Raw genomic sequence first — 13579 nt, 5'->3', positions numbered from 1 at the left:
TGTTTTAGAAATAGAAGGCCCTCTAGGAAGCCGCTTCGCCCAGGATCTCCCGCTCCAGGCTCTGGAGGCGCTTGATCCGGCTGTAGTGGCCGGGCTCCTGGGCCAGCTCCTGGGCGGTTCCGCGCTGAACGGCATGGCCGTCCTCCAGCACCAGCACGTGGTCGCACAATTCGGCCACGAAGACGCGGTGGGTGGCCAGCACCAGGGTGGTGTCCACCAGGAAGGTGCGCAGGTTCTCCAGGATCCGGCTCTCGGTCTCGGAATCCACGGCGCTCAGGGCGTCATCCAGGAGCAGCAGGCGGGGCTTGCGCAGGAGGGCGCGGGCCAGGGCCGTGCGCTGGCGCTCGCCGCCGGAGAGGACAACGCCCCGCTCGCCCACCACGGTGTCCAGGCCCATGGGCAGGCGCCGGATGAGGTCGTCCAGGCACACCACCCGGGCCACCTCCCACAGCTCCTCCTCGGAGGCGCCGGGACGGCCCAGGGCGAGGTTCTCCCGCAGGGACAGGCTGAACAGGAAGGCCTCCTGGGGCACCCAGCCGATGCCGGCCCAGTGCTCCCGCAGGAGGCCCTGGTCCAGGACCCTGCCGTCGAGGGTCAGGGTGCCCTCCTGGATCCCCCTCAGACCGGCCAGCACCTGCAGGAGGATGGTCTTGCCCGAGCCGATGCCGCCCACCACGGCCAGGCGCGAGCCGGGCGGCAGTTCCAGGTCGAGGGGGCCGATGCCCCGGCCCGAGTCGAAGCGGTGGGCGGCGGCCCGCAGCTCCATGGCCGCGGGGCCGGAAAGGGGGGTCAGGGGCGCGTGCTCCGGCAGGACACCGCCGGGATCCTGCAGGACCTGGTCGATGCGCTCCTGCCCGGCCTTGCCCCGCTGGAAGAGGTTGGCGGACCAGCCCAGGCTCATGATGGGCCAGGCCAGGGTGGCCAGGTAGCCCGTGAACGCCGTGAGGTCGCCCAGGGTCAGGTTGCCGCGGAGCACCAGGCTTCCGCCGTAGGCCACCAGCACCAGGGCCGCCAGACCGGCTGTGAAGGCCGACAGCGGCATGTAGGCGCCGAAGAGGATGGTCTGCTGGATGCTCATGCGGGCCTGGGTGCGGCTCAGGCCCTCGAATTCGGCCACCCGCAGGTCCTCCAGGCCGAAGGCCTGGACCACCTTCTCGCCGGAAATGGTCTCGTGGCTGAAGGTGTTGAGCTGGGAAGTGACCACCTGGATCTTCTGCTGGATCCGGTGGCTCCACTTCCCGATGAGGTAGAACCCCGCGGCCAGGAGGGTGAAGGGCATGATCACGGCCATGGCCAGGCGCGGGCTGGCGTGGAGCATGAGGACGAGGGTCATGGGCAGCAGGCTGGCGGTCTGCAGGAGGCTCATGAGGCCGGGACCCGTAGCCATGCGCACGGTGTTCACGTCGTCGCCCATGCGGCTCATGAGGTCGCCGATCCGGCTCTGCTCATAGAAGGAGAAAGGCCGCGCCAGGAGCGAGTCGTAGAGCTCCTCCCGCTGGCGCTTCTCCACTTCGCGGCTCAGGCCGATCAGCGTGTTGCGCATGAGGTAGCGCCCCAGGCCGGCGAAGACGGTGAAGCCCAGCATCCAGAGGAGGTCCTGGCGGCTGGCGTGCCACTGGCGCAGTTCCAGGGCGTGCACGGCCCGGCCCGACCAGAAGGGGACCCAGGCCGCGGCGAGGCTGCAAAGCACCGAGGCCGACAGGCCCAGGAACAGGATCTTGCGGTGGGGTGCCACCAGCTTCCACCACCAGGGCTTCCAATGTCGGGGGGATCGGTCCAAAGCGCCTCCAGACAGAATCCTACCAGGGTGCTAGCCTTTTCCATCTGCGTGGAGGCATCCTTGAGTCCTGTCGGCAAACCCCTCCCCCCGTTCTCCCTTGTGGATCACCTGGGAAATACCGTCACCAACGCGACCCTCGCCGGTCACTGGGCGGTGATCTATGCCTATCCGAAGGATTCCACGCCGGGCTGCACCACCGAGGCCTGCGATTTCCGGGACAGCTGGACCCGCCTGCAGGCTGCAGGCGCCCTCGTGTATGGAATCTCCCGGGACTCCCTCGCCTCCCATGCGAAGTTCGCCGGGAAATTCGAACTGCCCTTCCCCCTCCTCTCCGACCCGGACAAGCTGCTCCTCGCCCCCATGGGAGCCTTCGGCAAGAAGGTCATGTACGGCAAGGAGATGGAAGGCATCATCCGGTCCACCCTGCTCGTGGACCCCAAGGGCGTCGTGCGCAAGGCCTGGCCCAAGGTCAGCGTGAAGGGGCACGTTCAGGAGGTCCTGGCGGCGCTGGAAGCCCTGGGATGCTAGGGGCGCCCTCCCAGAAGGGCCCGCTCCGTTTCTGGTTGGCCGTTCTTTGCGGCCTCATGGCCCTGTCCTTCGCCCTGGCCATGACGCGGGTCTACCAGGTCGACGAGGCCCAGACCGTGTACATGGCCACGGTGCTTGCCAAGGGCTGGACGGGGTCCCTTTTCACCAGCGGCCAGCTCCATCTCCATCCGCTTTCGCTCCTGGCCCACATCGGCTCCACCTCGGCGACCACCTTCCTGGTCTTCCGGGCCTGCTTCTGGGCCCTGTTCTGGGTGAACGCGGCCCTGGCGGTGCGGGCCTCCGGCATGCGGGTCCGCAGCCTTCATGGAGCGAAGGGCCTGGTCCTGGCGGGAACCCTGGCCACATGGTGGGCTTACGCCCTCGAATGCCGCCACGACAACATCCTGATCACCGGTCTCCTGGTCCTGTGGATCCTCGCGCGGCGCACCCGCTTGCCGAGGGACCTGGTCTTCCTGTCCCTGGGGTTTGTCTCCCTCCTGCTCCATGCCTGCCTGTTCAAGTCCATCGCCGTCTGGGCGCCCTTGACCGCCCTGCTAGTGGGCCTGGAGCCCGGCGGCTGGGCAACCCGGGCGCGACGGGCCGGGTGGTGGCTCCTGGGAGCCGCCGGGTGCTACCTGGCCTGCTGGGCGCTCAAAGCCCACGCGGGCATCCAGTCCCTGGGCGCCAACGGTCAGAACGCCCTTCGTGTGGCCGTGTCCTCGGAGCGGTTCGCGCCCTGGCATACCTTGCAGATGCTCCTCGGGACGTCGCCCCTTCTGGTCGCGGCCATGGGAGGGCTCGTCCTTCTCGGGGCCGCGCAGCTCCGCCGCCGGGGGCTGCGCAAGGCCTGGGAGGAGGAGGCCGGGTTCCCGGAGGTGCTGCTCTTCGTCTTGTGCGCCTTCGCCTTCCTCGCCAACCCCACGCCCTTCCCATACAACCTCGCCACGCTCAGCGCCGGAGCCCTGGTCGCCATCCTGGCCCTGGGCCGCCCCTGGCTCGAGCCCGGGGCCTTCCGGGAGGCCCGGGGCCTTCCTTTCCTCGTCTCCCTGGGTCTCCTCCTGCACCTGACGCCCTGGGCCATGCGCGTGGCCGAGCTGTTCTCCATGCCCAACGACCGGCAGGAGGAGATCATGGCCATGACCGAGGCATTCACGGGCCCGGACGACCCGGTGTACGACGGCATCGGGATGGTGCCGACCCGGAAGGCCCCGACCTATGAATGGGTCATCAATTGGGCCAACCAGGGCCAGTTCCATGAGCGCCCCCTTTTCGCGAACCTGGGTGACCGGGTTCCCCCCGTCGTGCTGCCCAGCTACCGGCTCAACTACCTGCCCCCCGCCGACCGGGCCTTCCTGGCCGCCAACTACCTCCTCCTGCACAAGGACTTCTGGGTCCTCGGGGCCTCGCCCAGGACGAGCGCGGAGCCGGGAACCTGGACCTGCCTCCGGTCCGGCAGGTACGCGCTGATCCCCCTCAAGCCCGATCCCGGCCCCGTCACCCTGGACGGGCAGATCATCCCTCAGGGCATCACCTGGATCGCCAAGGGGACACACCAGCTGGCCATGGACCCCGCCTCGCCCAGCGCCCTGTCCTGGGTGGGGCCCACCGTCCAGCGCGTCCCTGTTCCGGGCAACGACGGCGCGCCCTCCCTCTGCCCCGTGCCTGGGGGGTTCTAGACCATTGTTCACGGAACGGCTTGAATCTACGGCCCACAACGCATGAGGGGCCGCAGGTCAGACGGCGAGGTGCCCTGTCTGCCTGGGCACGGCCCCTAATCGCCCATGATGCTGAAGCCGCCGTCCACGTAGAGAACCTGCCCCGTGATGCCGCGGGCCATGTCGCTCAGCATGAAGAGGGTTGCGTCCCCCACCTCGGCGGCGTCCGTGTCCTTGCGCAGGGGGGCCCGGTTCCGGTGGTGGCGCTGCATTCCGCCGAAGCCGGCGATGCCGGAGGCCGCCAGGGTCTTGATGGGGCCTGCCGAGATGGCGTTCACCCGGATCCCCATGGGCCCCATGTCCGCTGCGAGGTAGCGCACGCTGGCCTCGAGGGAGGCCTTGGCCACGCCCATGACGTTGTAGTTGGGCACAACGCGGGTGCCGCCAAGGTAGGACATGGCCACGACCGAGCCCCCTTCGCCCATGATGGGCGCCGCGCTCTGGCACAGGGCCGCCAGGGAGTATGCGCTGATGTCGTGGGCGATGCGGAAGTCCTCCCGGCTCGTGGCCAGGAACTGGCCTTCCAGGGCCGCCCGGGGGGCATAGGCGACCGCGTGGACGATGAAGTCCAGGTGCCCCCAGACCCGCTTGAGCAGCTCGAAGGTCATGAGGATCTGCTTGTCCGAGGTCACGTCCATGGGGATGAGGATGGGATCCTTTAGGTCGGCCGTGAGTTCCCTGACGTTCTTGCCCAGGCGGTCGTTCTGGTAGGTGAAGGCCACCTCGGCCCCCTCCGCCAGGAGCCGCTGGGAGATGCCCCAGGCGATGGACCACTTGTTGGCTACCCCCACCACCAGCCCGCGTTTGCCCTTCATGAGCATGGCCACCCCCCTTCTGTCGAAATCTGCGACAACCTCTCAAATTAGCCCAAACGGCGCGTGACCGCCACCGTGTCCTATACTCGGACCATGATTCTGCGGGCCGTACCCTTTTCCATCCTCACCCTCGCCCTGGCGGCCGGGGGCTATTCCCCGCGCCCCGACCTGGACGCCGGGCACTACCTCAAGGCCTTGGCCGCCGCTGACGCAGAACTGAAGGCCGACCCCGCCAACGCGTTGGCCCTGGCGGCCCGGTCCCAGGCCCTCACCGCCATGATGCGCCTGCCCGAGGCCCTTGCCGCGGGCCGCAGGGCCGCCGAGCTCAACCCCCGCCTGGGGGAGGCTCTTCTGGCCCGGGCCCTGGCCAGGGCCGGCACCGCCATCCAGCAGAAGAACCTGGGCAGTCTCCGGGGCGTGTCCGCCGCCATGGACGACCTCCGCGGGGCGGTGAAGGCTGAACCCGGCCTGGTGGCGGCCTGGATGGCGCTGGGGCTCGGCTACGAGCAGCTCCCGGGCATCCTGGGCGGCTCCACTCGCCGGGCCCTGGAGTGCGCCGAAGTCGTCCGTAAATTGGACCCAGGCAAGGGTTCGGCCCTCAAGGGCACGATCCTGTCCATGGAAGGGGAGTGGCCGCAGGCCGAGGCCGCCTTCGGGACGGCCCTCGCCATTTCTCCGAAGGATCCGGAAGTCACCATGGCCTACCTGGACGCCCTGGGCAGCCGGGAGACCCGCAAGGACCTCGGTGAAGAGGAACAGAAGCGGCGCCTGGCCCGGGAGGCCCGCAGGCTCCTGCCCGGTGCCAGGGGCAGCGCCCGTGCCCTGTGCTCGGTCTGCGACGCGCTGATCGACGCGGGCATGGGCGAGGAGGCCTGGAACGCGGCCCTTGCCGCCCTGCCGGCGGTGGACGCGCCCAGCCTCATCCAGCTTGAGCTCGGCAAGATCTCTGCCCGGACCGGCGTCCACGCCGACCAGGGGTTGGCCTTCCTGGACCAGGTCCTCAAGGCGCCCCTGGAGGGCGGGTCCGGCGGCTACGGAACGGCCCACTGGCGGCGAGGGCAGATCCTCAAGAACCTGGGCCGCAAGAACGAAGCCCAGGCCGCGGCCAGGGCCGCCCTGGCCCTCGACCCCAAGGACGCCAAGGCGTCCAGGCTTCTGGAGGAACTACGCTAGGTTCGCTTCCCGCCGCCATTCCCCAGGAGATTCGATGATCCCCTTCAATCGGCCCCACTTCACGGGTAGGGAAGTGGAGTTAATCCAGCAAGTTTTCGAAAGCGGCAGGACTTCAGGCAATTTTGCGTTCACGCGGCGGTGCCAGGCCTTTTTTGAGCAGCGCTACGGTCTGCGGAAGGCGCTCCTGACCACGTCCTGCACGGATGCCCTGGAACTCGCCGCCCTGGCCTGCGGCATCGACCCCGGGGACGAAGTCATCCTCGCGTCGTACGGCTTCGTGTCCACCGCCAACGCCTTCGCCCTGAGAGGCGCCCGCCTGATCTTCGCCGATTCCGGTCCGGACCATCCCAACATGGCCGTCGCCAGCATCGCCGACCGGGTGACGGAAGCCACCCGCGCCATCGTAGTGACGCACTACGCGGGCGTCGCCGTGGACATGGACCCCCTGCTCGCCCTGGCAGATGTCCGGGGCATCCGGGTGATCGAGGACGCCGCCCAGGGGGTCGAGGCCACGTACAAGGGAAGGCCGCTGGGCAGCCTGGGGCACCTGGGCGCCCTCTCCTTCCATGAGACCAAGAACATCCAGTGCGGCGAGGGCGGCCTCCTGATGATCAACGCCGCGGAACTCGCCGCCCGCGCGGAGATCATGTGGGAGAAGGGGACCAACCGGGCCGCGTTCTTCCGGGGCGAGGTGGACAAGTACACCTGGGTCGACCTGGGGAGCAGCTTCTCCCCGCCGGAAATCACGGCCGCCGTGCTCTGGGCCCAGCTGGTGGACCTGGACGCCATCCAGGTCCGGAGGATGGAGGTGTGGAACCGCTACCACGCCGCGCTGGCCCCTCTGGAAGCGGCGGGCCATGCCTCGCTTCCCCGCATTCCCGCCCATTGTGTCCACAACGGGCACATCTACTACCTCGTCCTGGACAGCCTCGCGACCCGCACCCGGCTGATCGAGCACCTGAAGGCCCACGGGGTCAATGCCGTATTCCACTACCAGTCCCTCCACCGCAGCCCCTATTTCGCCCCCCGCCACCACGGGGGGCCGCTCCCCAACTCCGACCGCTACAGCGACTGCCTTCTTCGGCTGCCGCTCTGGCCGGACCTGGGCCCCGCGGACCAGGACGCGATCATCGGGGCCGTCGCGGGGTTCTTCGGCGCATGAGGCGCTGCGTGAGATGCTCCGCTCCCCTCGCCGAGCCGGCCTGGCGCTGCGCCGCCTGCGGCTGGGCCGCGGAGGTGCGGGAGGGCATCCCCATCCTCTACGGGGAGGTCCCCGACGGAGAGGGGTTCTCCAAGGCGGCCTTCCAGGATCTGGCCGGCCAGGAAGCCCGGCATTTCTGGTTCAGGAGCCGGAACCGCCTCATCGCCTGGGCCCTGGGCAGACACGCCCCCCGTCCCGGGACCTTCCTGGAGGTCGGCTGCGGCACGGGGTTCGTGCTGCAGGGCCTCGCGGCCCTTTTCCCCTCGACCCGCTTCACCGGGGCCGAGTTCCACGTCGAGGGCCTGCCCTTCGCCGCCAAGCGGGTGCCCGGGGCCGACTTCCTTCAGCTCGACGCCCGGAGGCTGCCCTTCGAGGCGGAATTCGACGTGATCGGCCTTTTCGATGTGCTGGAGCACATCCCCGAGGACGACCAGGTCCTGGTGGCGGTCGCCGCGGCCGTCAAGCCCGGAGGAACGGTCATGGTCACGGTCCCTCAGCACCCGTGGCTGTGGAGCGTGGTGGACGAGAAGGCGTCCCACGTCCGCCGGTATACCCGCGCCATGCTCCTGGACAGGCTGGCCGGAGCCGGGCTGCGGCCCGTCCTTGCCACCTCCTTCGTATCCCTCCTCCTTCCCCTGCTGGTACAGGTCCGCCGCCGCCGGGACAGGGAGGCGTTCGAACCCCTGGCCGAATTCGAGATCGCTCCCTGGAAGAACACCCTGCTCGCGCTCGTGATGGCTCTGGAACGGCTGCTCATCAAGGCTGGCGTGCGCTGGCCCTGGGGCGCCTCCCTGCTCGTCGTGGCCCGGCGCCCCGGCCCATGAGGCGCCCCGGGCTCCCCGCCCTCCTCGGCTGGGCCCTGGCCGTCGGCTTCCTCGTCTGGGTCGGCCTGACCTTCGAGTGGCAGAGCGCGTGGGGAATCCTCCTGAAGGCCCGGTTCCTGGTCTTCTTCGGGGCCACGGCCGGCACCCTCCCGCTGTTCTTTCTCATGCGGACCTTCAGGTGGCAGAGCCTCCTTCCCGACCAGGCCCGCTCCGGGTCCCTGCTGGACCGGTACCTCGCCATCGGGATCGCGGTGGGACTCGGATCCGTCGTCCCGCTCCAGGGGGCGGAGATCCTGAAGGTCGAAGCCGGGCACAGCGGTTCCGGGCTGGGCCGCAAGCGCGGCTATTCGGCCCTCCTGCTGGAACGGTGCCTGGATCTGGCCTCCATCCTCCTCCTCTTCTTCCTGTGCTACCCCCGGTACCTGCCGGCCCAGGGACGGATGCTCGCCGCCGCCCTGCTCTCCATCGCCCTGGCCGGACTTCTCCTCGCGCCATGGCTGGGCAGGATCCCCGGCACCGGCCGGTTCGAGGCGTGGGGAACCGGCTTTCGCAACCTGGTGGCTTCGCCGGGCCGGCTCACGGGGGCGCTGGCCTCCACCGCCGCGGCATGGCTGCTAGTCCTGGCCGGGTGGTACGGGGTCCTGGCCTCGCTGCAGATCCACCTGCGTCTCCCGGATCTGGCCGCGCTGATGTCCGGGATTGCCCTGCTGGGGATCTTCAGCCTGATTCCCGGCGGGATCGGCATCTGCGAGCTGGGCATCACCGGCATGCTCGTCCTGGCGGGGGTGGAGCCGGCACGGGCCCAGGGCGCCGCCCTCCTTCTTCGCGGCTATTCGCTGGCTTCGGCGGCATTGGGGCTGGCGTTCCTTCTCTGGCAGCGGTACCGGGCGGCCTCCAATGGGGGTATTCTCGGAACATCCCGGAGGCGTTGATGGTGCACATTTCGGTTGTGACTCCGGTCTACAAGGCCGCCAGGATCCTGCCGGAACTTTACCGCCGACTCAGGCTCGCCCTGGAAGCGATCACCCCGGATTTTGAGATCCTCATGGTCAACGACCACAGTCCAGAGAACGACTGGGACGTCATCGGCGAGCTCGCCCGCACCGATCCCCGGGTCAAGGGCCTGGATCTCTCCCGGAATTTCGGACAGCATTTCGCGATCACTGCAGGTCTCGACCATGCCCAGGGGGAGTGGATCGTGGTCATGGATTGCGACCTCCAGGATCAGCCTGAGGAAATCGCGAAGCTCTACGCGAAGGCCCAGGAAGGCTATGACGCCGTGTTCGGCCGGCGCCACGCGCGCAAGGACGCCTTCCTCAAGAAGGCCATGTCCAGCGCCTATTACCGGCTATACGAATACCTAATTGATGAAACGATTGACGGCTGCGTGGCCAACTTCAGCATCATCTCCCGGCAGGTCGCCCAGAGCATCGGTGAAATGCGGGAGCAGAACCGCTCCTACGGACTGTTCGCGAAGTGGGTCGGATTCCGGACCACCGCCATCGACATCGACCATGCGGCACGCTACGAGGGGCTGACGTCCTACACCTCCGGACGCCTGATCCGGCTGGCCGTCGACAGTATCGTCTCCCAGTCCAACAAGCCGCTACGGCTGTTCATCCGGCTCGGCTTTCTGATCGCCCTGGTGTCCTTCGCGTTCATCATCTACATCCTCTACCGGCATTTCTTCGTCGGAATCAGGATCGAAGGCTGGGCGAGCGTGATGGTCTCACTCTGGTTCATCAGCGGCCTGCTGTTCATGAACCTGGGGATCCTGGGACTCTACATCGGCAAGACCTTTGACGAGGCGAAGCGCCGACCGCTATATGTCATCCGGGACCGCATCGGCCTTTCCGACCGCCCCCGGAAATGAAGCACAGGAGGGGCCGGGACCATGCAACTCAATCTGCTGGACTACTTCTGGAACGGCGCCCTGCGGACCCACCCCGCCAAGGTGGCCATCGAGGACAACGGGACGGCCACCTCGTTCCAGGAGCTCCGGCAGCACGCCTTGCGTTGCGCCGCCGCTATCCAGGCCCGAACCGGGTCCCTCAACGAGGCCATCGCGGTCCTGCTGCCCAAGGGGACGGCGACGATCGTCGCCGATCTGGGCATCCTCTGCAGCGGAAACTGCTATACGAACCTCGATGTCAAATCGCCTGCCCAGCGCATCCGGAACGTGGTTGAAAATGTCGGCCCGGCCCTGCTGATCACGTCCCGGGATCTGGCGGAGGCCGCGGCCGGACTCGGCGTGGCGCCGGACAGGCTCCTGTTCGTCGAGGACTTTCCCGGCGCCGCCTACGACGCCGAGGCCATCCTCTGCCGCCTGGAAAAGGTCATCGACACGGACCCCGCATGCATCATCAACACCTCGGGGTCCACGGGCACCCCCAAGAGCGTCGTCCTCAACCACCGGAGCATCATCGACTTCATGGACTGGCTCTTCGGGAGGTTCGGGTTCGGGCCCGAGGAGCGCATCGGCAGCCTCTCTCCGTTCCACTTCGACATCTATACCCTGGAACTCTGGTACACCCTCGCCAAGGGCAGCACCTTCGTCATCATTCCCGAGCAGCATGGCATCTTCCCCACCAGGCTCGTGGAGTTCCTGGCATCGGAACGCATCTCCTTTCTCTTCTGGGTCCCGACGGTGATGGTCAACATCAGCAACCAGGACACCTTTGCCGCCGCCAAACCCAAGGCGCTGCGGAACGTGCTGTTCGCCGGCGAGGTGTTCCCCACCCGGCACTTCAACTACTGGCGCCGCCATTTCCCGGAGGCACTGTTCGTCAATCTCTATGGTCCCATCGAGATCACGGTGGACTGCACCTACTATGCGGTGGACCGGGAATTCGCCGACGAAGACCCGCTCCCCATAGGCTTCCCCTGCCGGAACACCGACATCCTGATCCTGGATGAGGACGGTCGTCCGGCCCCGCCGGGAACCCAGGGCGAGCTCTGCGTGCGCGGGACCTCCCTGGCCATGGGCTACTGGAACGACCCCGAGAAGACCCGCAAGGCCTTCGTCCAGAACCCCCTCAATACCCGTTACCCCGAGCTGATCTACCGAACCGGGGACCTCGTCCACCTCAACGCCGCGGGCGAGATCCTGTTCGACGGACGCAAGGATTTCCAGGTCAAGCACCTGGGCTACCGCATCGAACTGGGGGAGATCGAGCACGTCCTCGTCAACTCGGTGGAGGACATCGCCAACGCCTGCGTCCTGTACGACCGGGACCGGAAGGAGATCGTCCTCGTCTTCGAAAGCGCACGGCAGGTGACGCCAGCGGAGATCCGCAAGAGGCTCCAGCAGGTCCTGCCCAAGTACATGCTGCCCACCGTGTTCCATCAGGTTGAGGCCATGGTGCGTAATCCCAACGGCAAGATCGACCGGAAGCGGCTTCAGGAGGAGTTCCTCGGATGAGCGGCTTCGCGCGGGTCCACGGCCTCGAAGCCCTCATGGCCGCAGTGAACTCGGTCAGGGCCGGGGCGGGAGCCTTCGTCACCAACCTCTACCTGGATCCCGAGAAGGCCCGCGAATGGATCGCGCGCGGGGATCTCGCCTGCCTGGAGACCGGCGGATGCGCCCTGTTCCTGCGCAGGGACCGGTGGTTCCGGCATGTCCATTTCTGCGCCGCGGACCCCGCGGCCCTGGCCGGTTCCCTTGGCCACCTCGAGGGGGAGGGACCCCTGACCCTGGATCTCCTGGGCCGCCCGGACCGGGTCGAGGAGATGGGTGGTTGGTTCCATGCCTCCGGTTTCAGGACCTATTCACGCCTCACCCGGCTGGCCCGGATCGCGGTCCCTGGCGCTCCGCCCGCACCCGCGCCACCCGCGGAGACCGAGACGGCGGTGGCGGCGGACGTCGACGCCCTGCTCCGGGACCTTGAGGCCTGCTTTGATCCCCTCAAGGAGCACCTCCCGTCCCGCGGGGAGCTGGACCTGGCGGTGGCGGCGGGCCGGGTTCGGCTGGTCCGCAGCGGAACCGGAATCGCCGGGTTCCTTTACTGCGATACGGTCGGCGCCAGTTCCACCCTCCGCTACTGGCTGGTGGACCCCGGCCACAGGGACCAGGGCATCGGCGCTAGACTGATTCGTGACTACTTCCACAGGAACCCCGCCGTAAGGCGCTACCTCCTGTGGGTGCTCGATTCCAACGCAGACGCCATCGCCAAGTACGGCCACTACGGCTACGCGCCGGACGGCCTCGTGGACCAGGTGATGATCAGGGGGGTACCGCAATGAAGCTTGTCCTGGACATCCTGAACGAGATCCGGCCTGAATTCGATTTCTCCACCAGCCAATCGTTCATCGCGGACGGGATGCTGGATTCCTTCGACCTGTTGACCCTGGTCGGGGCTCTCGAAGAATCCTTCGGCATCCGCATTGACGGCCAGGACATCGTGCCCGAGAATTTCGCCAACCTCGCCACCATCGGACACCTGATCGAGAAGAGCCAAAAGAAATGAACCTGACCTACGAAGGGAAGAAGATCTCCGGGATCCTCACGGTCCTGCCGGCCAACGTCTCCAGGTTCGACGACGAGACCGGCAACTACACCTTTCCCAAAGAGAAGACCCTGAGGCTCAAGCCGCTCATGGGCTTCGACGAGCACCGGATCGTGGAGGACGGCGTCTGCGTCTCGGACCTGTGCGTTTTCGGGCTCAAGGACCTCTTCGCCCGGGGCCTGCTCCGGAAGGAGGACATCGACGCCCTGGTCCTGGTGACGCAGTCGCCCGACCAGTTCATGCCTCCGACCAGCAACATCATCCAGGGCCTGCTGGAACTGAAGCGGGACATGATCTGCCTGGACATCAACCAGGGTTGTGCCGGCTTCGAGATCGGGCTCCTGCAGGCCTTCGCCCTCCTGGACCAGCCGGCCATCCGCAAGGTGGTGCTCCTCAACGCCGACGTCCTCAGCCGGAAGACGTCCCGGCAGGACCGGAACAGCTTCCCGCTCATCGGAGACGGGGCTTCCATCACGGTCGTGGAGAAGGACCCGGAGGGCGGCCGGATCCACGCCAACATACAGATGGACGGGACGCTGCGGAACGCCCTGGCCATCCCCGCCGGCGGCTTCAGGATGCCGTCGACGCCGGAAACCGCGGCCCCCGTGGACGACGGCACCGGCAACCTGCGGGCCAAGGACCATCTGGTCATGAACGGCCAGGACGTGTTCACCTTCGTCATGACCGAGGTCCCCCCCATGATCCTCTCCCTTGCGGAGACCGCCGGGATCGGGCTCGCGGACATCGACTGGTTCCTGTTCCATCAGCCCAACAAGTTCATGATCCAGAAACTCGCCGAGAAGCTGGAAGTCCCCCCGGGGCGGATGCCCGGAAACGTCGTCGAGAAGTTCGGCAATGCCAGCGGCGTGACGATTCCCACGAACGTCTGCCTCAACCTGGGCGAAAAGCTGAAGGACCAGCGCTTCACCGTCTGTTTCGCCGGGTTCGGGGTCGGATTGACGTGGAGTTCGATTCTCATGACCATTGGGAACATGGAATTCTGCGAAATTGTGAATTACTGATGGAACCGGGAGAAGT

13 protein-coding genes are annotated in these 13579 nt (G+C 67.4%); 11 read left to right on the top strand and 2 right to left on the bottom strand.

Annotated elements, in window-relative coordinates:
• Positions 1-22 precede the first annotated feature (22 nt).
• On the bottom strand, positions 23-1735 hold the full coding sequence (locus ACZ5MC_RS01550) for an ABC transporter ATP-binding protein (protein ID WP_464516891.1): 1713 nt from the start codon (positions 1733-1735) through the stop codon (positions 23-25).
• 105 nt (positions 1736-1840) lie between these two features.
• Here ACZ5MC_RS01550 and ACZ5MC_RS01545 point away from each other — a divergent pair, with 105 nt between their 5' ends.
• Together ACZ5MC_RS01545 and ACZ5MC_RS01540 are read left to right on the top strand one after the other, a co-directional pair.
• The gene (locus ACZ5MC_RS01545; protein ID WP_306598497.1) at positions 1841-2308 is read left to right on the top strand and encodes a peroxiredoxin; all 468 of its coding nucleotides are present in this window, start codon (positions 1841-1843) and stop codon (positions 2306-2308) included.
• A 56-nt stretch (positions 2309-2364) separates the two neighbouring features.
• Positions 2365-3984, top strand: coding sequence for a hypothetical protein (locus tag ACZ5MC_RS01540; protein ID WP_464516890.1), 1620 nt, complete (start codon positions 2365-2367; stop codon positions 3982-3984).
• Between the two features lie 95 nt (positions 3985-4079).
• Here ACZ5MC_RS01540 and ACZ5MC_RS01535 read toward each other — a convergent pair whose 3' ends face one another.
• A complete protein-coding gene (locus ACZ5MC_RS01535; RefSeq protein WP_306598495.1) occupies positions 4080-4838 on the bottom strand; it encodes an enoyl-ACP reductase FabI in 759 nt (252 codons plus the stop codon).
• Positions 4839-4931: 93 nt separating this feature from the next.
• Between ACZ5MC_RS01535 and ACZ5MC_RS01530 the strand changes: the two genes are divergently transcribed.
• From ACZ5MC_RS01530 to ACZ5MC_RS01490, 9 genes are read left to right on the top strand one after another with little or no spacing between them, the layout of a single operon-like run.
• Positions 4932-6011 carry a tetratricopeptide repeat protein gene (locus ACZ5MC_RS01530; protein ID WP_306598494.1) on the top strand — a complete coding sequence of 360 codons (1080 nt, stop codon included), beginning with the start codon at positions 4932-4934 and terminating at the stop codon, positions 6009-6011.
• Positions 6012-6045: 34 nt separating this feature from the next.
• Positions 6046-7173: a dTDP-4-amino-4,6-dideoxygalactose transaminase gene (rffA, locus tag ACZ5MC_RS01525; protein WP_464516889.1), complete on the top strand. Its 1128-nt coding sequence runs from the start codon at positions 6046-6048 to the stop codon at positions 7171-7173.
• 8 nt (positions 7174-7181) lie between these two features.
• On the top strand, positions 7182-8036 hold the full coding sequence (locus ACZ5MC_RS01520) for a class I SAM-dependent methyltransferase (RefSeq protein ID WP_306598491.1): 855 nt from the start codon (positions 7182-7184) through the stop codon (positions 8034-8036).
• On the top strand, positions 8033-8968 hold the full coding sequence (locus tag ACZ5MC_RS01515; protein WP_306598490.1) for a lysylphosphatidylglycerol synthase transmembrane domain-containing protein: 936 nt from the start codon (positions 8033-8035) through the stop codon (positions 8966-8968). The genes ACZ5MC_RS01520 and ACZ5MC_RS01515 overlap by 4 nt, the downstream gene beginning before the upstream one ends.
• Entirely contained in the window at positions 8968-9909 is a 942-nt protein-coding gene (locus tag ACZ5MC_RS01510) for a glycosyltransferase family 2 protein (protein ID WP_306598489.1), read from the top strand. Before ACZ5MC_RS01515 ends, ACZ5MC_RS01510 begins: the two co-directional genes overlap by 1 nt.
• A gap of 21 nt (positions 9910-9930) precedes the next feature.
• Positions 9931-11457 carry an amino acid adenylation domain-containing protein gene (locus ACZ5MC_RS01505; protein WP_306598488.1) on the top strand — a complete coding sequence of 509 codons (1527 nt, stop codon included), beginning with the start codon at positions 9931-9933 and terminating at the stop codon, positions 11455-11457.
• Complete coding sequence (locus tag ACZ5MC_RS01500; RefSeq protein WP_306598487.1) at positions 11454-12278, top strand: GNAT family N-acetyltransferase; 825 nt, start codon at positions 11454-11456, stop codon at positions 12276-12278. The genes ACZ5MC_RS01505 and ACZ5MC_RS01500 overlap by 4 nt, the downstream gene beginning before the upstream one ends.
• The gene (locus tag ACZ5MC_RS01495) at positions 12275-12502 is read left to right on the top strand and encodes an acyl carrier protein (protein ID WP_306598486.1); all 228 of its coding nucleotides are present in this window, start codon (positions 12275-12277) and stop codon (positions 12500-12502) included. Before ACZ5MC_RS01500 ends, ACZ5MC_RS01495 begins: the two co-directional genes overlap by 4 nt.
• Positions 12499-13563, top strand: coding sequence for a 3-oxoacyl-ACP synthase III family protein (locus ACZ5MC_RS01490; protein WP_306598485.1), 1065 nt, complete (start codon positions 12499-12501; stop codon positions 13561-13563). Before ACZ5MC_RS01495 ends, ACZ5MC_RS01490 begins: the two co-directional genes overlap by 4 nt.
• Positions 13564-13579 lie beyond the last annotated feature (16 nt).

The organism is Mesoterricola sp. JemC181, from assembly GCF_055384585.1.
The sequence above is the reverse complement of the archived record's forward strand: the minus strand, read 5'-3'. Positions and strand labels throughout refer to the sequence as shown.